Consider the following 26,754-nt stretch of genomic DNA (forward strand, 5'->3'; position numbering starts at 1 on the left):
GTTTGATCCATCCCTGAATTGACGTTCAGCCCTTCCCTTTTCAGGCGTCCCTTACTCAGGTACTATGGCCTCTGCTGACTCCTGTACGTTCAGCAAAACCTCTCGATTTTGGTTGCCATCCTTAGAAGGCGTATCGTACAGGCCTCCCCGGATAAGAGTGCGGACTTTCCACTCATGTACCTGCCCAATATACCGCCACAGCCCTTGGCGGCTTAGGACTTCATCTTGTTATGCAGACTCATCCGACTGTGACAGCCTCAAATTGGGTTCGTGTCCCTCAGGTCGAGTGTTTGCCTCCGGCTTCCTTCAGATTCCGCCTCGCGGCGGACACCCTTGCCTTCAGCTAACGGTAGGCGCTCGCCAGCCCCCGTTCAGGACTTTCACCCTATAGCACCGCACCCATGCCGGGCGTACATAAAAGGCGGGCTCCGAAAGCGGAGCCCGCCTTTTATCTTTTCGACTTCAGCCAACGGCCTTCAACATTCGACCGTTTGCCGAAAACCGCGATCACGCCTTTGTCGACTGACGGATTTCCAGCCGGTGCGGCAAGATCACCTGATGGTCGTCGACCTTTTCGTTGTTCATATATTTTGTCAACAAGCGCATGGCGACCGCACCGATGTCGTACATCGGCACGAGGATGGAGGACAGCGTCGGACGGATCATGCGCGCCAGCCGCGTGTTTTCACAGCTGATGACCTCGATATCCTTCGGCACGTCGAGGCCGGAGTCCTGGATTTGGTGGATGACGCCGAGCGCCATTTCATCGGTCGCCGCAAAAATCGCCGTCGGGCGCTCATCCAATTCGAAGAACGCTTCCATCGCCTCTTTTCCGGAATCGTATGTATAATCCCCGTTCGCCACAAGCTCCGGATCAAAAGCGATGCCGCCGGCTTCAAGCGCTTTTTTATAACCGGCCAATTTCAGCTGTCCGTTGATCGGATCGGTTTCCGGCCCCAATACCGCCGCGATTCTTTTGTGCCCGCGCTTCACGAAATCGGTCACCGCATCCGCGGTCGCCTGTTGGTAATCGATGTTGACCGACGGCGTGCCGCCTTCCTCATCGACCGTTGCCGCCAGCACGATCGGAACCGGCGCTTTTTTGAACTCTTCGATATGTTCGTTGCTGAGCTTCCCGCCCATGAAGACGATGCCGTCGACCTGTTTGCCGAGCAACGTTTGCAAAAGGTGCAATTCTTTTTCCTTCACTTGATCGGAATCGCACAAGATAATGTTGTATTTGTACATCGTCGCGATGTCTTCAATGCCGCGGGCGAGTTCCGAAAAGAAGATGCTCGAAATGTCGGGAATGATGACCCCGACCGTGGTCGTCTTTTTGCTCGCCAGCCCGCGGGCGACGGCGTTCGGGCGATAACCCAAGCGTTCAATCGCTTCCAAAACTTTTTTGCGCGTCGTCGGTTTCACGTTCGGATTGCCGTTGACAACGCGGGAAACCGTCGCCATCGACACCCCGGCTTCCCGCGCGACATCATAAATGGTTGCACTCATAATGATCCACCTCACAATACGTTTTTTCTTTCACCTATCATAAATGCTCTAGCTTTAAAGTTTGTTGGCCGCGCGTTATTGATTTTTTCCCAATGCAATGGCTTTCACACGTTCCGCCCGCACGCCGGCGGCGCCGGGCGATACGGGCGGGCCCTTCCAGTAAAGACAAGCCAAATGTCATGGCAAAGAGCGCGTGCCGAAAACCCGACGAGCCATCGAAACAGCCGCCCCTTTTATTGTAACATCACATTGGACAGCCTTTCAGATCCGTCTGTGACAAGATCGGTAAACGCGAAAGCGGATGTGATGATTCCGTCCGCAAAAAGAGTCCAATCGTCCGCAAACGCGGCCGCCGTACGCGGAGGCGCGACAAAGACGGGTCAAACCGTTGTGTGCAAGCCGCACCCTTTCAGTTCGGAAACAAAGCGATCGAACAGGTCGAAATCCATCTGCTGCGCACTGTCGGAAAGAGCCACGGACGGGTCGGGATGGACTTCAACCATCACGCCGTCGGCGCCGACCGCCATGGCCGCCTTCGCCGTGGGGATGAGCAAATCCCGGCGCCCGGTCGCATGCGTCACATCGACGAACACCGGCAAATGGGTTTCTTGTTTTAAAACGGGAACAGCCGAAATGTCGAGCGTGTTGCGCGTCGCCCGTTCGAATGTGCGAATGCCGCGTTCGCAAAGGATGATGTTTTCGTTTCCCGCCGAAAACACATACTCGGCCGCCTTCATGTACTCATCAATCGTCGCCGCCAGTCCCCGCTTCAGCAAAACCGGCTTGGAAGACCGGCCCGCCGCTTTCAATAGCTCGAAGTTTTGCATGTTGCGGGCACCGATCTGGATGACGTCCACGTATTCTTCCGCCAATTCGATGTCGGCGGGAGAAACGATTTCGCTGACCACGGCCAGCCCGAATTCATCTGCGACGCGGCGCAAAATTTTTAAGCCTTCCACGCCGAGGCCTTGAAAGTCATAGGGGGACGTTCTCGGCTTGAACGCGCCGCCCCGCATGATTTTGATGCCGTGTTTTTTGAGCTGTTCAGCCACCTGGCGGGTTTGTTCATAGCTTTCCACCGCGCACGGTCCGGCGATCAGGCGCTGCTTGCCGTCGCCGATCTTCTCTCCGTTGATTTCAATCGTCGTATCAGATGATTTCCGCTCGCGCGAGACGAGAAGCGCCTCCCGACGGTCATCCTCCTGAAGCTCAAGGCTCGCTTTCAATATCTCTTTAAAAAGATGCTGCAGCGTTTCCGTTTTGAACGGGCCATTGTTTTTTTCCTTAATCCGGTTCAATATCTCACGCTCGCGTACGGGATCATACGGTTGAGCGCCCTGCGCTTTCTTCAGCTCCCCGATCCGTTGGACCAAGGCGGCGCGCTCATTGATGATCTCCAGCAAGCGGTCATTCAGCTCGTCAATTCTCTTTCTCAACACGTCTAACTCATTCCGGCTCATGCTCTCCACCCTCCATGTTGCTCATAGAGCCGCCCCGGAAATCCTCCGAAAAATCATGGCGGCCATTCTACGCGTTTTCGTTTATTATATACAATCCCTCAACACCTGTCACGGCATTTTCTTTAACGCTTTTAATCATAAAAGTAAAAGAGCTGGCGATCTTTCGTGCGACCGGCAAGGAGGGGGAGAGCCCGCCGCAAAGAAAGGGGTGGAACCGCTGAGCGAAAGCGGTTGATTCGCGGTCGCGTCCGCGAGCGTGCCGCCGTCGCGGTCATGCCAAAAAAGAAGAAAGCTCCCCCGTGAGGAGCCCGACTTCAACGCGGCGCCGTCAAATAGACGGCCGGCCGATTATGGGATGAGGCATAAAACGCCTTTTCAGCGGCGGGACAAAGCATCCGTCACAAAAAAGTGAAGGCGCCAAAACGTTGGCGCCGCCGGCATGGCGATGCCTGCCGAAAGGTGCGGCATAAAAGCTTGCCAACCGCTGCCGGTTTCCGGATTTTAAAGCCGTGAGCTTCAGCGCGTTTCTTTATCGGATTCCGACGCCTTGATGACGATCCGCGGCCATTCCTTGACCTTATTGACCGTCTGGAGCGACCGGTCGGAAACCGTTTTGACGAGAGACAGCGATCCTTTGCCCGCAGAACGCGCCACCTTTCCGCCCGTTCGCCTTAACGCTTCGGATTGTTCAAGAAGATCGCTGCGCAACTGGCTGCCCGGCTTCGGGGCAAAAAGCAACGCCAATCCCGCTCCGATCAAACCGCCGAGCAGCGCGCCGGTGATAAATTCCTTTTTGTGCTGCTTGGATTCCACCATGTGATCAGTTCTCCCCCTTATTGTTGGTGATGAAGCCTCTTCCCCTTTTTCCCTTCCATTTGTTCCAGAGATCGATGATCGCCTCGCCCCATTGGAGCGCACGCGCCACTTCATCGGAATGGCGTTCGCTTCTTCGGGAAACGCTCGCGGTCACGCGCTGGATCGATTCGTTGACATTTTTGATGGAATCCGCCACTCCCTGGATGGAATCAAAGACCGGATCAAGCGCTTTCGCTTTTTCTTGGACGGCTTCCGCCATTTCGTTCGTTTTATGCAGCAAAGCCGTCGTCTCACGGGTGATGCCGTCCATTTGTTTGACGACGTCGTCAAGGGTATCCGCGACGCTCTCCAGCGTCCTTTGTACGGCACGCAGCGTTCCCGCCAAATAATAAACCAAAACGCAAAAGGCGACCGACAGAAGCGCAACACTGAGGTACAATATGATTTCCAACAGCCAATCCCTCCCTAGTGACCTTTACCCATATAGTTTTTATAATTTCTGCCTTCCCTATTCCCGGACAGATTGGAAGAATGTTGTTTCGCATTAAAAGCGCCTTCGTCGCCAAGGAACGCGATGCCGTCGGCTGGAGTTGAAGCGACTTCCCTGGACCCGTTTGATCCCGGTGCCGCGGACGTTCCGCATGCCGCCGGCACACGGGATGCGTTATGTAAAAAAGAGAGGTTGACCGAGCCAACCTCCATGCCGAAATTGCAGATCACAGTTTTTCATAAGCGGTTTGATATTTTTGGATGTCCCCGGCGCCCATGAACAAAAGCACACTATCCGGATAATCTTTGAGGACGCCGACATTCGCTTCGTCCATGCGGCGCGCGCCCGGGATTTTCACCAACAAATCGTCGATGGTGAGCTTTCCTTCGTGCTCACGCGCCGACCCGAAAATATCGCACAAAAAGACGGCATCGGCTAGTTGAAGGCTGTCCGCAAATTGATCTAAAAAAGCGAGCGTTCGCGAATACGTATGCGGTTGGAAAATGGCGACGATTTGTTTATCCGGATATTTGCTCCGCGCGGCCTGGATCGTCGCCTTGATCTCGGTCGGATGATGCGCGTAATCATCGATGAGAATCTGCGAACCGTGGCGCTTTTCGCTGAAACGCCGATTCACCCCTTTGAACGTCGTGAGGCGCTCTTTTAATAAATCGGCCGGCATGCCTTGACTGTGGCAAAAGGCGATCACGCCGAGCGCGTTCAAGACATTGTGATTGCCGTATAACGGGATGCGGTACTGGCCGTAAAAATCGCCGGCATGATAGACGTCAAAAACGGTGCCGTGGTCGGTGCTTCGGATATTTTTCGCCGTGAAATCGTTCGCCTCGCCGAAGCCATAATATGTGACGGGAACGTCCGCCTTCAGGTCGCGCAAACGGGCGTCATCGCCGCAAACGATCAGGGCTTTTTTGACCTGATTGGCCAGTTCTTGAAAGGCGGACACGTAGTCTTCAAGGTTTTTATAGTAATCGGCATGATCGTAATCGATGTTTGTCATCAGGCAGTAATCCGGTTCATATGCCAGAAAATTCCTGCGGTACTCGCATGCCTCGAAGATGAAATACTCGCTGTTTTCTTTACCGACGCCCGTCCCGTCGCCTATTAAATAAGTGGTCGGGCGAAACGCGGAAAAAACATGGGCCAGCATGCCCGTCGTCCCGGTTTTGCCGTGCGTTCCCGTGACCGCCACGCTCGTGAACCGCTTGGCGAACCGCCCAAGGAAGTCATGGTAGCGATAGATGGGAACGCCGAGCTCTCGGGCTTTGGCGACTTCCTCGTGATCAGCGGGAAACGCGTTTCCCCATATGACGGTCATGTCTTCCCGAATGTTGTTCGCATCAAACGGAAGGATCGGAATCCCCTTTTTTTCCAGAGCTTCCTGTGTGAAGAACCGCTTTTCTACGTCGGAACCTTGAACCTCTTCATGCATGTCGTAGAGGATTTGGGCGAGCGAGCTCATTCCCGATCCTTTGATGCCCACAAAGTGGTATTTCGTCATATTACGACCTCCAAAAGCCTTTCATGGGTTCCCCCTTAATCTACTCTATGCCCAAAAGCGCGGCCTGCTATATCATCCCCCGTGTGGGGGCGCGGAGTCCGTCCTTTTAGTTCAAAGGCCGCGCTCCGTGCCTCGGTTCGGTTCAGTCAACCTTTTCCAACCGCGGGTTCGGGCGGTATCTTCTCCCCTTTTTCGCTTCCGGCTTTCCATTCAACAACACATTGTCCCCGGTAAAGCCGATGTTAATTTTCAACAAACTGCTGCCGACGCCGTACATGTCGACCGGCACTTTGCGCTCTTCAAATTCGCGGATTTTTTCCATCGTAAAGCCGCCGCTCGCCACGATTTTCACATGGTGATAGCCTTCGCTGTCCAAGGCGCGGCGCACGGCAAAAATAAGTTCGGGATTGACGCCTCTCGGATCGAAGGTTCCGAGTTCATCCTCGTGGTCGAAGAAATAGCGGTCGACCATGTTATTGGACGTGTCGATGCGGACACCTTTCAATTTATCGCCAAAAGCGCGCGCGAGCCGCAAGCTGTCGCCGACCGCATCGTTATTGTAGTCGACAAGCGCGATGAGGTCGTCTTCCGGATAGCTCTCGTGATAGGCGCGCGCCGCCGCGACGACGTCGCCTTCAAACAGTTGGATCAAGGCGTGCGGCATCGTGCCCATGCCTTCTTTGCCCCACCATTCATTCATCGCGTGGGTCGCCTGCGCCGTTGAACCGCCGATGTACGCGGCATAGCCGTCTCCGGCTTGCTGTGTGAAATGATCGTCGCGGTCGCCCATGAAGATGATCGGTTTTTGAATGCCCGACGCCCGCGCCGCTTTCACGACGTTATAGACGTTCGTCGCCACCGACGTCCGTCTCGCCAAAATGCCGTCGATGAGCCCCTCCAAAAAACCAAAGTTTTGATAAGGACCGGTGATCGTCATGACCGTCTCATACGGGCTGATTTTGTCGCCGTCGCGCAGGGAATAAATTTCGAGCGAATCCGGATCTTTGGCGAAGGTCTTCACCAAAGCGATCGCTTCGTCCGTCCCGCACAGAACGGCGTGGTGCTTTTGGAAAAATTGCATCGTGACGATATTGTCGGGCTTGTATTTTCTTGCAATCTCGCAAGCTTTAAGGAAATATACCGCGGAAAACCAGCCTTCGCCGACGCGTTCATCAAACTTAAAGGTCTTATTGGTCAATCTTTTGATTTTTCCCTGTAACTTCAACTCGATTTCCTTCATGGGATAAACCCTCGTCTCCATCCGATATAAGTATTCTAAAGAAAATTCATACCGCCATTTATTTTACCGTTTCTTTTTCATCTTGTAAAAAAAGTTTATTGCCGCGTACGGAAATCGCCGCTTCAGCGGACCTCGTTGGCTCCGCCGGCGAAAATCCGCTCGAAGCTTTCCATGTTCATTAAGATTTGCCGCGGCTTGCTGCCGTTCGCTTCCGAGACGACTTCGCTTCTTTCGAGCTGTTCGATGAGCCGGGCGGCGCGATTATAGCCGATGCGGAAACGGCGCTGGAGCGCCGAAACGGAAGCCTGGCCTTGCTCGATGACAAACCGGGCGGCTTCTTCAAAGAGCTCATCGTCATCACCGTCATCATCGCGCTGCCGTTCGCGCAGTTCGCTCGGATCAAACAAGTGGGGCGGCGCCGGATAATCGGCGAGGGCCTCCGTGATGCGATCGATCTCCTCATCCGTCACAAACGCGCCTTGAAGGCGGATGACGTCTCCCGAGCCGTTTTCGGCAAAAAGCATGTCGCCGCGGCCGAGAAGGCGTTCCGCACCGGCCGTATCGAGAATCGTCCGAGAATCGGCTTGAGACGAAACGCTGAAGGCAATGCGCGTCGGGATGTTCGCCTTGATGAGGCCGGTGATGACGTCAACAGACGGCCTTTGCGTCGCAAGCAACAAATGGATGCCGGCTGCCCGCGCTTTTTGGGCGATGCGACAAATCGATTCTTCGACATCTTGGGGACTCGCCATCATAAGGTCGGCGAGCTCATCAATGATGATGACGATATACGGCCACTTCTCCCCGTCGTCCGCTTGCGCATTATAACGGGTAATGTCGCGCACCCCGGCTTCAGCGAGCGCCCGGTAACGCCGTTCCATTTCCTCGACCGCCCACCTGAGGGCGAGCGCCGCCTCTTTGGGTTCGTTAATGACCGGGGCGGCGAGATGGGGAAGCCCGCGGTAAGCCGCGAGTTCGACGACCTTCGGATCGATGAGGATCAGGCGCAACTCCTCGGGGCTGGCTTTATAGATCAGGCTTAGAATAAACGAATGAATGCAAACGCTTTTTCCCGATCCGGTCGCGCCGGCGATCAAACCGTGCGGCATTTTCGTCACGTCCGTCACGATATGCCGCCCGCTGATGTCAATGCCGAGCGCCACCGAAAGCGGCGACCGGTTTTTTTGGAAAGCGTCCGAAGCCAGCAATTGTTTCAGGAAAACCGGTTTGCGGCGATCATTCGGAATTTCGATGCCGACGGTATTTTTCCCCGCCACCGGCGCGATGCGGATCTGGTGGGCAGCCAAATGCAGTTTGATGTCTTCCGTTAAATTGACGACTTTGTTGACCTTGACGCCGGGATGCAGATGGATTTCAAAGCGCGTCACCGACGGGCCTTGCACGTGCGCAACGATGTCGGCGGCCACGTGGAAATTTTTCAGTGCTTGTTTCAGCGCTTCGCGCTTTTGCGCGATCCACGCCGCATCTTCCTCAACGCTTGCCTCCGGATCTTTCAACAGCGTAAGCGGAAGCGCATAGCGGCTTTTCGATTGGGCCGAAGCGGCAGGGTGCCTTGACTCGCCCTTCTTCTTCAGCGCGAGCCGATCCGAACCGAACATGAGCACGTTGTACGGGATGACCGTTCGCTTAGGCCGGTCGGTCTGCGCGTGAGTCTCCTTCCCGTCCGGATTTTCGCGAACCTCCTCTAAACGCGCCGGTTTTTGGGCTTGGGGTTCGGATTGAAAGACCGCACGCTCGGTGTCGGTGTTGGCCGCCGCGGGAGAAAGCGCTCCGCCGCTCCCCGCACCGACCGAAGGCGTGCGTCCGGATGTCGGTTGGACGTCTTCCGCCGTCGGGATGATGCGATCCGGTTCCGGGGAACTCTGATCCGCCGCAGGATGCGTGTTCCCGTTTTCCGGATGGCCGATTTCTGCCGACGGATTCGCACCGCCCGGATTGGCCGCGGTTTCCGGATATAGAGGTTTGTCCGACGCCTTCGCATCGTCTTCGGCCGTTTCCACCTCATCCGCCTCATCACCGCTCGGTTCACCTTCAAGCCCGGGAGGAACGGGACGACCATCGCCGGTCGGCTCCGCGGCCGGCGTCGGGATGGATAATGCGCCGCCTTGTTCATCTTCGATGGCGAACGCCCCGCTTACCTTTCCATTGCCGGCGCGCTGATCCGGAACGGACGCCGCGGGCGGCTGCACATCGTCCGCACGCGCGGCGGCCGTCTCTTCCGCCTGAGATTCCGGAAACGGAGCCTCCAATGATCGGGCGCCGCTACGCGGCTCCTTGTCTGTCGGGACGATCGGGCCGGATGGATTGAACGGTTCGCTTGGGGGCTGCTCCCCGGAATATGCAGCGCTGAACAGTGGGGCCGTTTCCTTTTCAGCTTTTTGATCGTGCGCGCGCCCCCCGCCGTTTATTCCGTTGTGAATATTGGACGCACGGCCGGGCTCCTCTTTTTCTTCGCTACGCCGAACGTATGCCGAAGCCGGCGCGCTTGGCTTCGCGGCGCGCGCGGGAGTGTCGACGGAAGGCTCGGCTCGGAGCGGGCGCCGCTCCATTCGCCGGGGCCGATAGCCGTAAATAGGAGAGGCCACGGCGGTTGGGCGGAACGGCTCGCGAGGCTTCACGTTCGTTTTCGCGTCGTTGTCATCGGTCTTTCTCCGTTCGGGGAAGGCTTTGGCTCTTTCATCAAGCGGCCGGGAATACTCTTTCCTCCGCGCCGTGCGTTCAGATGCGGCGGGATGCCCAAACCGCAGATAGGCGGGCTCATCGAGATCCGGAAACCTTTGATTCGCGCGGTGATCTTTCATCGTTTGGGAGGCGTGGTCCATGTTTATGTTTCGGCGCTGGCCCGCGGAGAAAGGGTATTGCCGCTTCATCCGCACTTGCACATTCCTCGCCGGATCGGCAAAGCGCCCCCGCGCCGGGGACCATGACCGATCGGCAAAGCGCTCCCGGTCTTCTTGGCGATCTTCGTCCCAGTCGTCATCGTCGAGTCCAAAAAAAACGTCGCCACCAGCTCGACATACCATCACCCGCTTCCCTTCAATAATCCTGAATCGGTTGTTCCACGCCGTGCCATCACGGTAAAGGATGTACCCGTGTTCAGCGCCGTTCCCTGTACGCCCAAAAATCTTCACCGATCGGCGCGTCGTCATCCAAGACGAGAATGCCTTTTTCCTTGGGCGCATTCGGCAGTTGAAGCTCGCGCGCGGAACAGATCATGCCGTGCGAAGGCACGCCGCGCAATTCGGCGTCCTTAATGACTAGGCCGTTCGGCATCAGGGCGCCGACCCTCGCGACGACGACCTTTTGTCCCCTTTCCACGTTGGGGGCGCCGCAAACGATCGTCAACGTCTCAAAGCCGATATCGACTTGACAGACGCTCAGCTTATCGGCGTCAGGGTGCTTTTTCTTTTCCACGACGAGCCCGATGATAAAATCGGGAAGCGGATCATGGACGAGCTCGGCTTCGACTCCGTTTTCCTTAAAGACTTCAGTCAAGCGGTCGACGAACGCTTGATCGACCCGCAGTTTGCCGTGGCCCTCAATCTCTATGTACTTTGACGCGTGAAAAAGATTGTAGCCGGTGACTTCGCCGTTTTCGTCGGTAATCACAGCGACGTCGCCATGTCTTTCCGCGCGAAGGTCGCCCGCGGGCGTCTTTAACAAATCGATGAGCAGCGTGTCGCCGATCCCGTTTTGATTATAGTAATAGTTCATGTCCGGTACTCCTTTCCAATTATTCCTCTGTCGGCCGGTTTTTGGCCATGATAAAAATCGGCCTTAATTTGCCGTCTTCCACAAGAAACGGGAGCATCGTGATCGGGATGTTGCCCGATGTAAAGAAGCTCATCGTCATCTGCTGGAGGATGTCATAGCCTTTTTTGTTGCGCAAATCGGCCAGAATCAAAACGTCTTGATGCGGGACGGCGACGGCCAAATCCCCTTTCGCCTCGCCCGCCATCCGGTCGATGAGCGCCTGGTTGAGCAGGCGGCTGGCATCGTAGCCGTCATTATAATTAATAAAATAAAACACATTGCCCGCGACCTCATCTTTTTTCGGCACAGCGGGAAGCGAGCGGATGTTGAAGCGGGCGATTTCATCGATCGCCTCTTCAGAAACGCCTTCTTCCTCCAAAAAGGAACGGTCGATGAGCCGGTAGGACTCTCCCATGTCCAAAGCGTAAAAAATGCGGGTTTCCGCCGTGTGTTCCTTAAAGATGAGGTGTTTTTTTCCGTCGTCCGCCGTCGTCGGAAAACTCGTCGAACGGATGACGGGAAAAATCCGATCTTCATGCCCTTTTAAACCCATCGAGGTGTTCATGGCTTCAAGGGCATTGTTGATATAGTGGAGGACCTCTTCAATCGCCCGATCTTTTTCACGATCGTAACGCGCAACGATGCCGCCGAGCGTGATGGTCACGCCCTTTCCCGTAGCGGCATCCTCGACGCGCAGTTTTTCGTTTTTCCGATCGTAGATGATTTTTCGGTCCGAACTTTCCAGCCTTTTTCTTAATAGCTCGGCCATCTGTCTCTCATTCATGTCCGCGCTCACCCCACATGTTCTGTCATCCATTGTAACACGCGGGTCCGCATCGTCCAAACGGGAACTTGCCGATAAAATCACTTCAAATTTTTTCTATCATTTATTAAACTTTTAACGTTAACGCCCGAAATAATATTATATAGAGTCATGTTTTTACAACACAGGGGGCGGTGGGGTTTGGCCCGCCGGCATGCCGCACATCCATTGGCATCGTGCGTAAAGGGGGATTCCAATGAATTGGACGATCCGAAAAAAAGTGCAATTCATCCTTTTGTCCAGTTTAATCGGAATGGTCATCATTGGTTTATTCTTGGGGGGTACAACTTTTTATCAGCGATCGCTGAACCATCGCGTCAATGAGATCGCCGACGCCGCCTCCATCGTTCAAAACATCCATGCTTTGATGGAAGGCGCGCGCAAGGACGATCAAAGTTATATCAATCATCCGAGCGCTCAAGGCGCCGGGCGGGTCCGAAGCGACATCGCGAACATCCATAAGGAAATCACCCGTTTAAAACAAGCCGATGTCGCGATCGGAACGGAGATCAAATCGATCCAAAAAGCGGTCGATCAATATGAAGCGAATTTTAAAAACCTGCAAGCCATAAGAGAACAAATCGGCTATTCCGGCGGCGACGGCCTGCTGCAATCGGTGGCCGAATCCGAGAAAAGCTTGACCGACCTCATCCGCTCCACCAAAGACGGCGAGTTGATCGCCGAAATGCAAAAAGTCCATGTGGCGATCAACGATTTTACCCATGAACCGAAGGAAACTTATTACAACGCGGTAACCGGCGCGCTTGATCATTTAGATGATCTCGGTTCCAGCAAGTTTTCCGGCAATGACGCCGACGATTTCGGACACGCCATGTTAAAGCTGAAGAGCTCCATGGATACGATCAACCGATCGGAGCAGCTCGCCGCCCAGATCGAATCCGACTTCAATAAAAACGCCCAGGCGGTATCCGGCGACGTCAATAAAGCCGCCGAAAAGTTGGATAAGCAAAAGAACGGTCTCTTTAAAACGCAGAGCGTCGTCCAAATCACGCTCTTTATTGTCACCATCGTGTTGATCATCGCCGTCATCGCGGGGCTGTATTGGTTCGGCCGGAAGCTCATCAGCGGCTTGAACGAATCGATTCGCGTCTTGAAAAACGGCGCCCGCCATTTGGAAAAAGGCGATTTGAAGCACCGCGTGCCGCTCATCGGCAACGACGAATTGACGGAGCTCGCCAAAGCCTTTAACCAAATGGCCGAAACCATGGAAGTCACCCTCAATAAAGTAACGGAAGCCGCCGACAGCCTGTCGTCTTCTTCGCAAAACTTGGCGGCGGTCGCACAGGAAACCAACGCGCAAGCGCTTGAAGTGAACGAAGCCGTCCAACAAGTGGCGGTCGGCGCCCAGAACCAAGCCGAACACCTCGAAGAAAGCATGGCCCTTTTGTCCAACGTCTCCCGCGCGATCGACGAGACGTCGGTGCACAGCAACGAGATCGACGAGCAGTCGCAAGAAGCGCAGCGGGTCAACGCGGAAGGCGTCCGGGTCGTCAAGGTGTTGGAAGAAAGCTCGGCGCGCTTCCTGGATATCGCCAAACAGCTGATCACCAACATCCAGGAAGTCGCCGACCAATCGAAGAAAATCACGAGCATCGTCAAAATCATCCGCGACATTTCGAGCAATACCGATCTGCTCGCGCTCAACGCCGCCATCGAGTCGGCCAGAGCCGGGGAAGCCGGCCGGGGCTTCGCCGTCGTCTCCCACGAAATCCGCAAACTCGCGGAACGTTCGAAAAAGGAAACGAAAAACATTCAAGACGTCATCGGCGTCATCATCGGCCGCTTGAACGATATTGCTGAAGAAGCCAACAAGTTGAATGAATACTGCAACGAACAAGACCGCAACGTCAAACAGACGAAAGCGGCGTTCAAAGACATCAACGAGAACGTGAGCGCCATCAGCGACAAAATCGCGGGCATTAAAGAAGCGATCGCCAACGTGAAGCAAGCGAATGCCGACCTGTCGACGAAGCTCGAAGAAATCAGCGCGATCGCCGAAGAAACCGCCGCGAGCACGGAACAAGTGTCGGCATCGAGCGAAAGCCAAACCGCCGCGATCGAATCCGTGAACGAGGCGGCGATAAAACTTCAAGAAATCGCGGTTTCCTTGGAAAAAGAAGTGGCGAAGTTCGAAATCGCCAAAACGAGCGCCGAGCGCCCGGAAGGAAACGGGCCCGACGGACTCGCCGGCGAGCCGGCGGACAAGGCGGCCGACGCGGGGCAACCCGCCGAGGACGAAAACGATCCTTCCCATCCGGATGAAGGCCAGGCATCCGCCGCAGCGGCCGTTGAGCAGGCCGACGCCCTAAACGGCGAAACGGCCGAGGCCGAGAAACCGGCCGGTGAAGGTGAAGAGAAGCCGGTTGCCGGAGATGAGGAGAAGCGCGGGGAAGAAGCGGACGCCGCAGAGACGGTCGAGGCTTCCGATAAAGCGGAAAACACTGGCGACCTCCCCGGAGAAGCGCCGGGAGATGCCCGGGCAAATAAAGAATAAAAACGCCCTGAATATCACAAAAGCGGACCCCTTCGATTCCCGGAGAGGTCCGCTTTTCTGTTTTTCTGTGGCGACAAACCGCTTGAGCGAGACGGTTCACCGCTGCGCATATTCATATTGTCCGAAGAGAAGCAATGCGACATGGTAAAACATCGCGTCGCGCGTCACGCGGCCATGGGTCAACACGCCGACCGTCCCTGCGCCCTTGCGCACATCCTTACCGGCGGCGTAGGCATCGATGAGTTCTCCGAGTTCCTGCCCGGCGCGGATGCCGCGCGCCAGCGCTTCGGGCAAGGGAAGACGGGCTCCGGCCGCCGTCGCGAGAAAGCCGCGGCGATCGCAAAGCGCCCCCCAGTTGCACAAGTAAAGCGCGTCTTCCATGTCCATCACGCCGCCTTCCAAACCGATGCCGATGTCGGCAGCGGAGAGCTCGATGACTTTTCGTGCGCGGTGGACCGCGCCTTTTTTCGTTTCTTCATCCGTCATCGGCATGGCGGAAACGCCCGACGGCGCATCGACCGCGATGACCCGCCAGCCGAGCGGCGCGCACAGCCGCTCGACCGCCTTGATCTTCGCCGGATTTTTTGAACCGACGCCAACGATTTTCACTTTGCTTGCCACCGTCCGATCCATCGCAAAATTCAACTGTTGCTTCGAATCGTTTCCACGGCCGTTTTGTCGGTCGCCCGCACCAATGCCGTCAGCAAGGCTTTCGCGGCCGCATAGTCGTCGACGTGGATGATCGCCGCCGACGTATGGATGTAGCGCGAGCAAATGCCGATGACGGCGGAGGGCACCCCGTTGTGGCTCAGATGCACGCTGCCCGCATCGGTACCGCCCATCGCCACGAAATATTGATATGGGATGCGATGGGTCTCCGCGATGTCGAGGACAAACTCGCGCATGCCTCTGTGCGTGACCATGGTGCGGTCAAAAATTCGCAGGAGCGTGCCTTTGCCGAGCTGTCCGAAGGCGTTTTTGTCGCCGGACATGTCATTGGCCGGCGAGGCGTCGAGCGCATAGAAAATGTCCGGTTGGATCATGTTGGCGGCCGTTTGTGCGCCGCGCGCCCCGACTTCTTCCTGGACGGTCGCGCCCGAATAAAGCGTGTTCGGCAAGGTTTCGCCGTGCAATTCTTTCAACAGTTCGATGGCGAGCCCGCAGCCGTAACGATTGTCCCAAGCTTTCGCCATGATTTTCTTCTTGTTGGCGAGGGGCGTGAACGGGCAAACCGGAACGATCGGTTGCCCCGGCTTGATTCCGAGGTTTTCCGCGTCGGCGCGGTCATCAGCGCCGATGTCGATGAGCATGTTTTTGATTTCCATCGGCTTTTTCCGTTGCTTTTCGTCCAACAAATGGGGCGGGATCGAAGCGATGACCCCCGGCACCGGCCCGTTGTCGGTGATGATTTCGACCCGTTGGGCCAGGAGCACTTGGTTCCACCAACCGCCGAGCGGAACAAAGCGGATCATTCCGTTTTCCGTGATGTGCGTGACCATAAACCCGACTTCATCCATATGGCCGGCGACCATCACGCGCGGCCCGTCCTCCGGCCCTTTTTTCACGCCGAATACGCTGCCGAGCCGATCCTGGATGATGTCGTCCGCATACTTCGCCAGTTGCTCCTTCATAAACGCGCGGACCGGCCCTTCGAAACCGGAGGGGCCGGGCAACTCGGTCAATGTTTTAAACAAAGCCAGCGTTTCCTCGTTCATCGCGAAACTTCCTTCCGACTGGATTATGTACGTTCTTATATTAGCGAAAGTTCTTATCTTTTTCCATTTCGACGTTCATGCCCGTGATGGGCCCGCCATTTTTTCCTTCGCGCTCTCTGTGCGCAGCCCGTCAGCGGAGCCCATCGTTCCGCATGAAGCGAATTGGGAACAGCCGCCGCCTGCGTGATGTTCACCCTCGTTTTGTGATGCGAAAGAAATTTCGGTATACTTTAATTTAACCTAGAGAAATGACAAGGGTGATCGCCGTGAACAGAAAACAAACGCTCATCACCGCCTTCGGCATCGGTGTCATCGGAGGCTATTTACTAAAAAAAGGCTTGGACCTCCGCACGCCGTCCCCGGAACGGGTGCTTGCCGCCGTCAAAGCGCACGTCAAGCGGGATCTCCGCATCGACGGGGCGTGGATCCACCTCCAACCCGAAAATTGGATGAACGGTCCGCTGCGGCAATGGGTTTACCGCGGGGGATTGACGGAATCCGTCGACGGCGAAGCCGTTCATTACGATTTCATCGCCGATGCCCGCACAGGCGCCGTGCTCCGCCTCGAACGGCAATCGTGATGAAAACAGCCCTTGCCGCTTGGCAAGGGCTTGCCCATGGCCAGTCATTATTGGGGACTGTCGCCTTCCAATAGGCCGTTTTTCAGTTTAAAATCGAGCGTATTGTACTTGAATTTCAACCAGATGAATCCGAAGATGAGCGGCACGATGAAGATGAGAATGAGCATGCCGACGATCGGGCCCAATTCGAGCGATACATTGGTCGAATACTTATGTTCAAAATCCTTAATGGCTTGGATGTTCATGACATCGGCTTCCGTCAAAATTTGATCGATTTCGGGAGCGTAATACGCATACTCCCGCCAATCTTTTAAAAATATGTAATCCCTGACCGTTTTAAAGCTCGCGACCGCCGCTTGGACTTTTGTGATTTGATATTCCTTGTCGCCCTTTTTCACCTTAATCGGCGTACTCAGTTCAATGGTTTGGGCGTGCTCAAATTTGAGCGAGCCTTTTTTATAATCATAGTACTCCTGATTATATTTTTTATCGAAAGCGTCGTACATCTTTCCGTCCGTCGCGGTCTTGGCGAGCGAGAAGTTGAAGGCGAATAAGAAAGCCGCGGCCATCAACGCTAAAGCTGTGGCGATCTTCTTGATCATTCGGTTCCCTCCCGTCATCCTATATCATACCATATTCCTCATAAAGACAACATTCAAACATTTAATTTTTTTAAGAAACGCTGCGAATTTCGCGAGGCCTCCCCGCGCCCGACCGACCGTGCGGAACCAAGCGTTGCCGTGTCCGTGGGCCTTCAGAAAGCTCTGGCAATAAATAATATGGATGCGCTTTTAAGATCCTATTCGCCTTTTTATATATCCCGGAGTCCCGGCAAGGGCCTCTACCGATACCGGCAGTCCTGCCGAGCACGCCGCGCAGCGGTCCACTCCCGGCGATTCATGTCCGGCGTTCCACGGCTTCCAAAATGGTGCCCTTTTCGTCCATTTTGATCGCCCGATAAAAGGCGTCGTGATAAAACGTAAACCACGCGCCGCGATTGACGCCGTACGGCAGCCATTTAAGCTTTTGTTGGATCGAGTCCATCGGATAGTCGTCGTAGGCGAGCACCCAAAGGACGTTATGGTGGGCGTGCGTCGGCATCAGGTCGGCCATGTGAACCGCGCATTCGCCATCGCTTTCGATCGTAACGATGGCATGTCCGTCACTGTGTCCGCCCGTGTGATGCAGGACGATGCCCTCCGCGATTTCAACCGTTTCTTTAAACGTCCGGACGCGGTCTTCAATCGGCCGCCAATTTTGTTCCCAATACGTGTTGCGCGAGCGAATGTTCGGATGCCGCATTTCCGCCCATTCGGTCTCGGTCGTCCAAATGGCGGCGTTTTCAAAAGTCGGCACAAGTTCCCCGTCGCGCCAACGGGTCAGCCCTGTCGCATGATCAAAATGAAGATGCGTCATGAGGATGAGATCGATCTCTTCCAAAGTCAGCCCGAGTTCAGCCAAGCTTTCTTCCAAATGCGCCTCGGCGGTCACCCCGAAATTGCGCTTCTGTTTATCCGTCAGTTTCGCGTTGCCGATCCCCGCCTCGATGAGAATGTTTTTCCCGGCGCCTTGAATGAGAATCGGATCCGTGCGCAATTCGATCTGATTGAGATCGTTGCACGGATATTTTTTTGACCAAAGGGGCTTGGGAACGACGCCGAACATGGCGCCGCCGTCCAGATGCGTCACCCCGCCGTCAAGCCATGTGAGCACGTATTGACCGACTTTCATCTGTTCCATCGGATTCCACCTCCGTCGTCCGTCTGCGTTCAGTTTACCATAAGTTGGCGTTCGGTGGGAGCGCTTTCCGACGGAATCTTCAAACCGCTTATTCAAGGGCCGGCCCCCGTCATGATGCGGAGCGCTCTGACGGAATGGCCGGCGCGCTTTGTCCTCATAATGCCTTTTCGTTGGCAATGGCGCCCTCCATCGCCGCTTTAGCGAAAGGACGCTTCCAAGCGATAAATCTTTTGCCCTTTTTCGGAAAATTTATCCTCGTATTCGGTCGTAATGCCGTCAAAATCGGCCGAGGCATGCCAATCCAGCGATACCTTATCAATGACCATGCCGAAACGGGACATGCTCGCAATCGAATACTCAAAAAACCCTTGATTGTCGGTGCGCAGTTCGATGCGGCCCCCGGGCTTGAGCACCTTCTTGTAGTTCTCCAGAAACGTGTGGTAGGTAAGGCGCCGCTTTTCATGCCGTTTTTTCGGCCACGGATCCGAGAAATTCAAATAGATCGCATCGACCTCGCCCTCGGCGAAATAATCGGTGAGATCTTTGGCGTTGACGTAAAGCAAGCGCGCGTTGGCCAAAGGGCGTTCCAGCAACTTTTTCAAAGCGCTGACGATGACGCTCTCTTCCCGCTCGATGCCGATAAAAAGCCGATCGGGATGGCGCTCGGCCATCGCTGTAATAAATTGCCCTTTCCCCGTTCCGATTTCGATCTCGAGCGGCGCTTCCTTTCCGAAGAGATTTCGCCAACGGCCCTTATTTTCTTCAGGAGCGGGGATGATGATTTCCGGATGTTGGGCGATCATGTCTTTTGCCCACGGCTTATGGCGGATACGCATATGGATTCCTCCTCGTTCTCGGTGTACAAAACAAAGCCCCGCAATGCGCGGGTTGCGGCGATCCCGAATGAGTCGTCGCCATCCCCGGCCATGAAATCCGCGCACGATGGGCTCAACCCTTCTCGCTTTCCGGCGGGGTGGCCGGTTAAAATAAAAAATCGCGGGGCGGGCACGCTATGAAAAAAAGGATGTGATCGCATGGGTCTTTCAGATCGGGACCATATCGGTTTGATTCGCGACATTTTAAAAGCTCACCACCTCGACGGAGCGGCGAGCCAATCGGAATATGAACAATTATATCGAACGACGAAACGACTGTTGGACGGCCACAGGGCGGGTCAAGCGGATGCCGCCACGCTGCAAGCGATCCACGACTACAGCGCCAAAGCGATACCGTTGTCCGCATACGATGAACATTTATCGGAAAATAAGTCCAATCTGGAAACGTGGATCAACCGTCTGGATGCATTCGTTTAAAACGGCTTTCCCCGTACCGCATCAATCGGGCCAATTCTTTTTCATAAAATCGCGCTTCGTCATGCCGTTCGCGGACGCGATTCCAAAGAAGAAAAGAAAGCGTTCGCGCCAGCGCGTACCAGTACATGCGCAAGCGCACGGAATCGGAAAGCGGCCAGCCATAATCGGAGAGCCATTCTTCCCAAAGGCTTTCCTCCACATACCAGTGGAGCACCATGCCCAAGTCGAGCGCGGGGTCGGCGATGACCGCATGGTCCCAGTCGACGAGATACAGTTCCCCGTCCTCGCCGAGCAGCCAATTATTATGATTCATGTCCGTGTGACAGACGGCCTTTTCCGTTCCGTCGACCGCAGCGTGCGTCCGCTCCAAAAAGCGGAGCGCTGCCCGGATGTCTTCGGTCCAAACCCACGGCTCCGCCTCAGCGGCGAGACCATCGACGATCGTTTTCGGCGTCAGCGGTTTTTTCCCGAGCCGGGCAAGCATGGAAACGAGCGGTTCGGAGCTGTGGATCCGTTTCAACAACTTCGCGACGCGTTCGGATTTCATTTCTTCCGCCTTTAAATTCCGGCCGTTCAGCCACTTTTGGGCGGTGATGACATCCCCGTTTTCCAAACGCTTTGTCCACAGCAATTTCGGGACGATGCCTTCAGCGGACAACACCGCTAGAAACGGAGAGGAATTTCGCTTTATAAAAATCTTTTCTCCGCGCGATTGGGCGACAAACGCTTGGCCGGTGACGCCGCCGGCCGGAGCGATGACCCAATCTTCGTTCAACCAATTCATCACACGTTCTCCCTTGCCCTATGTTCGTCCGATGGCCTATGTATACCTTATGACATCTTACACTAAACGTCAAACGCGGCTTCTTCGCGTGGCAAAGCTTCCGTTTGCGTATGCTTCAGCAACGCTTCCGCCGCTTGGAGTTGGGCGTGCTTGACGGGCATGCGATAATGCCGCATCTCATCCAGCCAACGCTTCATCCCCGTCCGGTCGACCGTCTGGATCCCGAAGAGCGGAGCGATTTCCAAATAACTCTCGGGAGCGAGCAGGCAGGCTTCGACCTCGTCCTCGCGGTCCATTTCCTCGAGAATCCGGGCGACGATCTTCTTTGTCCGCAGCAAGGACGGGATGGGATTGTCGACGAGGCGGAGGCCGTCCGACGTAATTTCTTTCCAGCGACGCCGGTCATGATTTTGAAAAACGCTGTCTTTCTCTCCCGCGATCACCTTCACGCACTGGATGGAAAGCGGGGTGACGAGCACAATATCGCCATGGATCATGACGTCATCAACGAGAAAAACCGGATCGAACAGAATGAAAACCGTATCGTCCAATTTTTCCAAAAGGACGCGGAGCCATGGGTTGCTCCGGTAGTCTTCGGCCATCCGTGACTTGCGCTCAGGGGTGGAAGATGCCCAGACGAGCTGTTTTTTCATCCATGTTTCAAAAAAACGCGTTTTCCATTCATCCGCCGATCGCGCGTGCGCATAGCGTTTTTTAAAGTCCTCATAGCGCCGCCGTTTTAACTCAAAATAACGCACGGCATACCGATAGATGTCGACTTCGTAGCGCGATGCATAATTATGAAGCTTAATCAACTGCGCCATTTTTTTGGTCTCCTCCGTTCGCGCGGCCGAATTTGAAGATTTCAACCGCCCGGTAGCGCGGCGTCCTCTCCGGATGCACCTCATAAAGGACGATCTCCCGCGCAGTCCAGGACCTCGCACCGTCGGCCGGCAGCCGTTTATTCAATTCCTCCCAGACGACGGGAGCGGTTCCGGCCCATTTTTTCGCGATGGTGATGTGCGGCCGGTAAGGGCGGTGGTCAACCGCAAATCCGCATGCCGCCGCACACGCTTTGACCAGGCTTTGTTGATCGAAAAGACCGCGGCCGGCTGTTACGCCCCGCCAAATCACCCTCGGCATCTCGGGCCGCCCGAACACTCCCCATTTCCCGACGCCCATTGAAATCGGCTCAAACGCTTTGACTCTGGCATGAACGCTCTCGATCAAGCAAGCCAGCTGGTCGGTCGAAGCGGCGCCGAGGAAAATCAACGTGATATGATAATCATCCCGGTCCGTCCAATAGCGGTAGGGCAAATATGCCTTGACGCCATCGGCGCGATGGGCGAGCCATGCCTTTATGTCATCCGGAATCGGATAAGCCAAAAAGTAATGGGACACCGTTCTTCCTCCTGTTTTTCCGCCGGACCGTTCCGCCCATAAAAATGTTTTTGGCTCGAACGCTCGGCGCGATTTGGTATAATGTTGGAAGAATAAACACGTTGCCGGCGGAACTTGGCCATCCGGCGGAGGACGATGGATCGCACCGCCGTCACTTTTTAAATCGTCATCGGGCGGCAGATCTTCAATAATTATCCTCGATTTTACGGTTCATTTCAAAGAAAGGGGATGTTGTCCGTGGTCAAAGTCGCAAACAATATCCTGGAGTTGATCGGCGATACGCCGCTCGTTCGCTTGAACCGCCTCGCGGACCCGAAAGGAGCGACCGTTTATGCGAAACTTGAGTCGTTCAACCCGAGCCGGAGCGTCAAAGACCGCGCCGCCTATAACATGATCCTCGAGGCGGAAAAAAAAGGTTACTTAAAAGAAGGCTCGACGATCATCGAACCGACCTCGGGAAACACCGGAATCGGGCTCGCGATGGCGGCATCGCTGCGCGGATATCGAACCATCATCGTCATGCCGGACACCATGACGCAAGAGCGCATCAATTTACTTAAAGCCTATGGTGCGGAAGTCATCCTCACCCCTGGCGATGAAAAAATGCCCGGCGCGATCGCCAAGGCCAAAGAACTCGCCGACAGCATCCCGAACAGCTTCATGCCGATGCAGTTCGAGAATCCGGCCAACCCCGACGCGCACAGGAAAACGACCGGTCTGGAAATCATTGAAGCCGTCAAACAAATCGGCAAGCCGCTTCGCGCATTCGTCGCCACCTCCGGAACCGGGGGCACGGTGACCGGAACCGGCGAAACGTTGAAAGAAGCTTTTCCCGACATCACCGTTCACGTCGCCGAACCCGCGGGCTCCCCGGTGCTGTCCGGCGGCAAACCGGGCAAACATAAACTGGTCGGAACGAGCCCCGGCTTCATCCCGCCGATATTGAACCGCGACGTCATCGATGAAATCCATCTCGTCACGGACGAGGAAGCTTACGAAACGACGCGGCGGCTCGCCCGCGAAGAAGGCATTCTCGTCGGCCCGTCTTCGGGCGCTTCCGTCCATGTCGCCTTAAAAGTGGCCAAGCGGTTTACTCCCGAAGATCTCATCATCTGCATGACCAACGACACCGGCGAGCGGTATTTGTCGGGCGACTTGTTCTACTACGAGGACTGAGGTCCCCCGACGGTTCGGAGCATCCGGAAAACAGCCATTCCGGATGCTCCGATTTTTATATTCATAGCCATCGGCAACAACGGCGCCATGGTTATGTTTTTAATCATTCCCAACCCTTTTTATTGAATTTACGGCAATGCCGGATTGACAATATTTAACAAAAAAGATAGGCGCGGCTCCATCGCCGGACAACATCGCCTTAAATGCCCGCTGAACGCGCCATCTTGTTGGACACCCCTGTCGTTTTCACTGCAATTGCCATAAAATCTCAGACAAGGCAGATTTCGATTTGACAATTATTTAAAATATTGTACCATTATATCAAAGGTTCATGACGGATCACATTTTCTTTCGTTCCCGTATTCGTCATATCACCGCGAGGTTCCAGTCATGCACGCTTTGAAAGAAAATGTTCCGTCCCTTCACTTAGCCGCGAAAGCGCGCGAGATCACGGATTAAGGAGTGGTTCTTTGAATCCTTCGACGGATCGGATGCTCAATCGGGTGAAGGACGTTTATTTGTTCATCAGGGAACACGGAACAGTGACAACGCAGGAACTCGTCGAAGCTTTTGATATGACGCAACGAACGATACAAAGAGATCTGAACATTTTAATGTACAATAACCTCGTCAAGAGCACGAGCAGGGGCAAGTGGACCGTTACCGACAAAAAGGTCCGCGTCTCCTGAAAAGATCGGCGGGTCCGTCCGGAAGAGTTTCATTTTTTCCGGACGGACCCTTCTTTCATTCCCTTTCAAATCCCCGCCCTTTTTATTTGCCTATTTTTTCTTGTCCCCGCGCCGGAGCATCTTTGCTATGATAACGTTAGACTGGAGTTGGAGGTGTTTTTTTGCGAGATAAAGTGGGATTGCTTGCCACCGCGCGGAAAAAAGCGCCGCATCCGGCCAGAGTCGTCGACTTTTACCAAAGCCCGCTCTTCAAGAAAGCCGTGGCCTACGCCCGGCGGACATATGACCGCTTTTATTTTTACAACGCGAAGGACGGTTTGCTCTTGCCGGACACGATCATGTATCCCTACGATGTGTCCATCCGGTCGTTCACCCGCAAAGAGCGGGAAGCGTGGGCGGAACGCGTCGTCGATGCCCTCGCCTTTTATGAATCGCCCGCCCATATCGATCTCTACCTTCACGGGGGGCTCGTCTACCGTCGCCACCTTGAACCGGCCCTCGCCGCCAAGGGCTTCCGTTTCGAAGTCCCGTTAAAAGGGTATGGGATCGGGCAACAAATGAAATGGTACAGCGAACGTTTGAAAGAGGACTCATAATTCATCTTCATTCATTCTTACCCGGGAAATAATGACAAGGGGCTGATCCCAAAAACCACCGGACGGTGGCCTTTGGGATCAGCCCCTCATCGTTTTCACAATGAACGATTCTCCGTTCATTTCACATGAACCGTTTTAAAACCGGCACGTTTCTGCCGAGCACTTGTCTGGCCAAACCGGAGCGCAGCGCCAACAAGAGATAAACCGCCGCGCCGAGCACCATGCCGAAGACGGACATGACGAGCGATTCCCAGCGCGTGGCGGGAATCAAACCGCCAAATACCCATGAGGGGACAAAAATCGCCACGCCCATGAGCGCCGTAAAGATCGAAATCAACAAAAAGCGTTTCCCGATAAACCCAAAGCGGTATCCGGTGATTTCGCGTATGGCGAGGAGATTGATGATGATGGAGACGACATACCCCAAGTCCGTCGCCAAAATCGGTCCAGTCATGTTCCACCACTTGATAAATACCGGATTAAAGATCATTTTGATTAAAATGCCGACCGACAGGCTGAGAATCGTCACTTTTTGGATGTTGATGCCCTGTAAGATCGCCGCCGTCACCGAAAAACCGGCGAACAGGATCGCCGACGGCGCGTACCAGCGCAAGATTTCCCCGCCGATGCGGATGCCTTCGTCAAAACCGTACAAAAGGGCGTAGACCTCATAAGCCAATATGGAAAGCCCGACGGCCGCCGGCAGGGTAAAGAAAATGACGAATTGCAGCGCCTTCGTGATTTCGAGCCGCATTTCGTGATGGTCACCTTTGACGAAAGACGCCGTAATCGCCGGGACGACGCTGACGGCGAGCGCCGTCGCCAGCGAGACGGGAATCATGATCAACTTTTGGTCGTACATCATCAAGTTCGAAACGATGGCGTGCAGGCGATTGGTGCTGTAGTCATAAAATAGCTTCAAGAAATGGTTGAGGGTGAATTGATCGATCAAAAGATAAAGCTGGTTCGCCAGCCCAACGCACACGAACGGAATGGCGTAACCGATCAATTCCCTGTACATCGCCCCGAGCTTCATGGCCGGGACGGGCGGGCTCGCGGCCACTTTTTCATCCATATAGCGCTTGCGCTTGAACCAGTAATGGATTAAATTGACCAACCCCGCCAACGCCCCGACGAACGCGCCAAAGTTTACGAGCGCAACGGCATCGCGGACAGCGACGCGTTCCGGGAAGTTCAAAATATCGACGACGACGTAGGCGCCGATCAATCCGAATGCGATGCGGACGATCTGTTCGATCGTCTGCGACGCCGCCGTCGGACCCATCGACTGAAAGCCTTGGAAATAACCGCGCATGAGGCTCATCGGCGGAACGAACAGCAGCGCGAAGCTCAGCACGCGCATCGTAAAGACGAGGCTTTGATAATCCGCATCCTTTCCCTCACTGCCGAGAGTGAGCGACGCCAACGCAGGCGCGCCGTAATACATGACGAGAAAACCGATAGCGCCGGTGATGGTCATGATCAGCATCCCGGAGCGAAACAACACCCGTCCCGTCCGGTAGTCGCCGATCGCATTATATTTGGATACGAATTTGGAGACGGCCAGCGGGACGCCGACCGTCGACAGGCTTAAGATAATCGTATAGGGCGTATAGCTGTAGGAATATAAATAACCGCCTTTATCTCCAACGATGGCGTTGAACGGGATGACGAACAACATGCCTAGAAATTTAGACAAAAATGTCGCGATGGACAGGATAATCGTCCCTCTGATCATCCGAGATTCCGACATGTAGGGTCACTTCTCCTAAAAGCCTGACCGGATCGAAGCGCCTCGACCCTTGTCAGTCCGTCTGGTGTCCTAGCGAATTTGATCGAATGCAATCCCTTGTATTTTATCATATTTAAAGAAAAATGGCGCCGGTTTTCGCGGTGAATGTTGTTCGTCTGTGATATTGTCATATTGTAACGCTTCAGTGAAAATGTCAGTATGAGACAGGAGCGAATTCCATTGAGCAAAAAAGAATTGAAGCGTTACAAAGTCATTCGTCAATGGATCGAAGGGTATATCACGGGAAAACAAGCTGCCGAATTGTTATCGCTAAGTCTTCGTCAGGTTTATCGCCTCAAAAAACGAGTCCTTGAGGAGGATGAAAACGGAGTCATTCACAAAAACCGGGGGCGAAAACCTGCACATGCCTTATCCGAAGACATCCGGCAAAAAATCCTGAATCTCCGCCAAAGTGAAAAATATCGGCACTGCAATGATGTCCATTTCTCCGAATTATTGGCCAAACAGGAGGGAATCCGGGTCAGCCCTTCTACGGTCCGTCGAATCCGATGCCAAGCCAACATCCCGCCCAAACGGAAACGGCGCCCGGCAAAGGTTCACCGCCCGAGAGATCGGAAACCGCAAACCGGCATGTTGGTCCAGATTGACGGAAGTTCCCATCGTTGGTTGGAAGACCGTGCGGAACCCATGGCTCTTTTGGCGGCCATTGACGATGCCACGGGAAAAATCTTGGCCGCGGTCTTCCGCCGCCAGGAAGATACCGAGGGCTATTTCCTTCTGATCCGGCAAATGATCGAGCAGTATGGCATTCCCATGTGCATCTATTCGGATCGTCATATGATTTTCTGTTCCCCGAATGA

Annotated in this window: 25 protein-coding genes; 7 read left to right on the forward strand and 18 right to left on the reverse strand. The window is 54.8% G+C overall.

Annotation, left to right across the window (positions count from 1 at the left end):
• Window positions 1–507 precede the first annotated feature (507 nt).
• The 9 genes from ccpA to CCB157_RS04480 all read right to left on the reverse strand — a co-directional run bounded on the left by ccpA (window position 508) and on the right by CCB157_RS04480 (window position 11,592).
• On the reverse strand, window positions 508–1,509 hold the full coding sequence (gene ccpA, locus CCB157_RS04440; protein ID WP_077614726.1) for a catabolite control protein A: 1,002 nt from the start codon (window positions 1,507–1,509) through the stop codon (window positions 508–510).
• Between the two features lie 380 nt (window positions 1,510–1,889).
• Window positions 1,890–2,969, reverse strand: coding sequence for a bifunctional 3-deoxy-7-phosphoheptulonate synthase/chorismate mutase (locus CCB157_RS04445; RefSeq protein ID WP_077614727.1), 1,080 nt, complete (start codon window positions 2,967–2,969; stop codon window positions 1,890–1,892).
• 516 nt (window positions 2,970–3,485) lie between these two features.
• A complete protein-coding gene (locus CCB157_RS04450; RefSeq protein ID WP_158077203.1) occupies window positions 3,486–3,785 on the reverse strand; it encodes a YtxH domain-containing protein in 300 nt (99 codons plus the stop codon).
• Between the two features lie 4 nt (window positions 3,786–3,789).
• Window positions 3,790–4,236 (reverse strand): DUF948 domain-containing protein, encoded by a 447-nt coding sequence (locus CCB157_RS04455; RefSeq protein ID WP_077614729.1) that lies wholly within the window; start codon window positions 4,234–4,236, stop codon window positions 3,790–3,792.
• A gap of 265 nt (window positions 4,237–4,501) precedes the next feature.
• Window positions 4,502–5,794: a UDP-N-acetylmuramate--L-alanine ligase gene (gene murC, locus CCB157_RS04460; protein WP_077614730.1), complete on the reverse strand. Its 1,293-nt coding sequence runs from the start codon at window positions 5,792–5,794 to the stop codon at window positions 4,502–4,504.
• Window positions 5,795–5,936: 142 nt separating this feature from the next.
• Window positions 5,937–7,034: a nicotinate phosphoribosyltransferase gene (locus CCB157_RS04465; protein WP_077614731.1), complete on the reverse strand. Its 1,098-nt coding sequence runs from the start codon at window positions 7,032–7,034 to the stop codon at window positions 5,937–5,939.
• 122 nt (window positions 7,035–7,156) lie between these two features.
• The gene (locus CCB157_RS18200; RefSeq protein ID WP_274519615.1) at window positions 7,157–10,078 is read right to left on the reverse strand and encodes a DNA translocase FtsK; all 2,922 of its coding nucleotides are present in this window, start codon (window positions 10,076–10,078) and stop codon (window positions 7,157–7,159) included.
• Between the two features lie 73 nt (window positions 10,079–10,151).
• A complete protein-coding gene (gene ytpR, locus CCB157_RS04475; RefSeq protein WP_077614732.1) occupies window positions 10,152–10,769 on the reverse strand; it encodes a YtpR family tRNA-binding protein in 618 nt (205 codons plus the stop codon).
• Window positions 10,770–10,788: 19 nt separating this feature from the next.
• Window positions 10,789–11,592, reverse strand: coding sequence for a DUF1444 family protein (locus tag CCB157_RS04480; protein ID WP_077614733.1), 804 nt, complete (start codon window positions 11,590–11,592; stop codon window positions 10,789–10,791).
• Window positions 11,593–11,827: 235 nt separating this feature from the next.
• On the opposite strand from CCB157_RS04480, the gene CCB157_RS04485 reads away from it, so the two are divergent.
• Window positions 11,828–14,146 (forward strand): methyl-accepting chemotaxis protein, encoded by a 2,319-nt coding sequence (locus CCB157_RS04485; RefSeq protein WP_077614734.1) that lies wholly within the window; start codon window positions 11,828–11,830, stop codon window positions 14,144–14,146.
• A 96-nt stretch (window positions 14,147–14,242) separates the two neighbouring features.
• Here the strand turns inward: CCB157_RS04485 and CCB157_RS04490 are convergent, their stop codons facing one another.
• Window positions 14,243–14,755 (reverse strand): DUF84 family protein, encoded by a 513-nt coding sequence (locus tag CCB157_RS04490; RefSeq protein ID WP_077614750.1) that lies wholly within the window; start codon window positions 14,753–14,755, stop codon window positions 14,243–14,245.
• A 32-nt stretch (window positions 14,756–14,787) separates the two neighbouring features.
• The gene (locus CCB157_RS04495; protein ID WP_077614735.1) at window positions 14,788–15,861 is read right to left on the reverse strand and encodes a M42 family metallopeptidase; all 1,074 of its coding nucleotides are present in this window, start codon (window positions 15,859–15,861) and stop codon (window positions 14,788–14,790) included.
• A 266-nt stretch (window positions 15,862–16,127) separates the two neighbouring features.
• Between CCB157_RS04495 and CCB157_RS04500 the strand changes: the two genes are divergently transcribed.
• Window positions 16,128–16,442: a hypothetical protein gene (locus tag CCB157_RS04500; RefSeq protein WP_143286926.1), complete on the forward strand. Its 315-nt coding sequence runs from the start codon at window positions 16,128–16,130 to the stop codon at window positions 16,440–16,442.
• A 47-nt stretch (window positions 16,443–16,489) separates the two neighbouring features.
• On the opposite strand, the gene CCB157_RS04505 is transcribed toward CCB157_RS04500, so the two are convergent.
• The 3 genes from CCB157_RS04505 to trmB form a co-directional block, all read right to left on the reverse strand.
• A complete protein-coding gene (locus CCB157_RS04505) occupies window positions 16,490–17,044 on the reverse strand; it encodes a hypothetical protein (RefSeq protein ID WP_077614737.1) in 555 nt (184 codons plus the stop codon).
• A 295-nt stretch (window positions 17,045–17,339) separates the two neighbouring features.
• Entirely contained in the window at window positions 17,340–18,182 is an 843-nt protein-coding gene (locus tag CCB157_RS04510) for a YtnP family quorum-quenching lactonase (protein ID WP_077614738.1), read from the reverse strand.
• A 197-nt stretch (window positions 18,183–18,379) separates the two neighbouring features.
• Window positions 18,380–19,018, reverse strand: a complete 639-nt coding sequence (gene trmB / locus CCB157_RS04515; protein WP_077614739.1) for a tRNA (guanosine(46)-N7)-methyltransferase TrmB — start codon at window positions 19,016–19,018, stop codon at window positions 18,380–18,382.
• A gap of 198 nt (window positions 19,019–19,216) precedes the next feature.
• On the opposite strand from trmB, the gene CCB157_RS04525 reads away from it, so the two are divergent.
• Complete coding sequence (locus tag CCB157_RS04525) at window positions 19,217–19,495, forward strand: YtzH-like family protein (RefSeq protein ID WP_077614741.1); 279 nt, start codon at window positions 19,217–19,219, stop codon at window positions 19,493–19,495.
• Here CCB157_RS04525 and CCB157_RS04530 read toward each other — a convergent pair.
• From CCB157_RS04530 to thpR, 3 genes are all read right to left on the reverse strand, one after another.
• On the reverse strand, window positions 19,470–20,279 hold the full coding sequence (locus CCB157_RS04530; RefSeq protein ID WP_077614742.1) for a phosphotransferase family protein: 810 nt from the start codon (window positions 20,277–20,279) through the stop codon (window positions 19,470–19,472). The two genes, CCB157_RS04525 and CCB157_RS04530, sit on opposite strands and share 26 nt — an antisense overlap.
• A 62-nt stretch (window positions 20,280–20,341) precedes the next feature.
• Window positions 20,342–21,103, reverse strand: coding sequence for a hypothetical protein (locus CCB157_RS04535; protein ID WP_077614743.1), 762 nt, complete (start codon window positions 21,101–21,103; stop codon window positions 20,342–20,344).
• Window positions 21,087–21,680, reverse strand: a complete 594-nt coding sequence (gene thpR / locus CCB157_RS04540) for an RNA 2',3'-cyclic phosphodiesterase (protein WP_158077204.1) — start codon at window positions 21,678–21,680, stop codon at window positions 21,087–21,089. The genes CCB157_RS04535 and thpR overlap by 17 nt, the downstream gene beginning before the upstream one ends.
• A 237-nt stretch (window positions 21,681–21,917) precedes the next feature.
• Here thpR and cysK point away from each other — a divergent pair, with 237 nt between their 5' ends.
• The 3 genes from cysK (at window position 21,918) to CCB157_RS04555 (ending at window position 24,141) form a co-directional block, all read left to right on the forward strand.
• Complete coding sequence (gene cysK, locus CCB157_RS04545; RefSeq protein WP_238594590.1) at window positions 21,918–22,856, forward strand: cysteine synthase A; 939 nt, start codon at window positions 21,918–21,920, stop codon at window positions 22,854–22,856.
• A 470-nt stretch (window positions 22,857–23,326) separates the two neighbouring features.
• Window positions 23,327–23,545 (forward strand): DeoR family transcriptional regulator, encoded by a 219-nt coding sequence (locus CCB157_RS04550; protein ID WP_077614746.1) that lies wholly within the window; start codon window positions 23,327–23,329, stop codon window positions 23,543–23,545.
• Window positions 23,546–23,706: 161 nt separating this feature from the next.
• Entirely contained in the window at window positions 23,707–24,141 is a 435-nt protein-coding gene (locus CCB157_RS04555) for a DUF6884 domain-containing protein (RefSeq protein WP_077614747.1), read from the forward strand.
• 121 nt (window positions 24,142–24,262) lie between these two features.
• Here the strand turns inward: CCB157_RS04555 and CCB157_RS04560 are convergent, their stop codons facing one another.
• The gene (locus CCB157_RS04560; protein ID WP_077614748.1) at window positions 24,263–25,894 is read right to left on the reverse strand and encodes a putative polysaccharide biosynthesis protein; all 1,632 of its coding nucleotides are present in this window, start codon (window positions 25,892–25,894) and stop codon (window positions 24,263–24,265) included.
• 219 nt (window positions 25,895–26,113) lie between these two features.
• Between CCB157_RS04560 and CCB157_RS04565 the strand changes: the two genes are divergently transcribed.
• Window positions 26,114–26,754: helix-turn-helix domain-containing protein (locus CCB157_RS04565; protein WP_143286927.1), on the forward strand; the 641-nt coding region annotated here is incomplete at its 3' end.

Origin of the sequence: Caenibacillus caldisaponilyticus, from assembly GCF_002003465.1 — a bacterium.
Taxonomy (GTDB): Bacteria; Bacillota; Bacilli; order Bacillales; family Sporolactobacillaceae; genus Caenibacillus; species Caenibacillus caldisaponilyticus.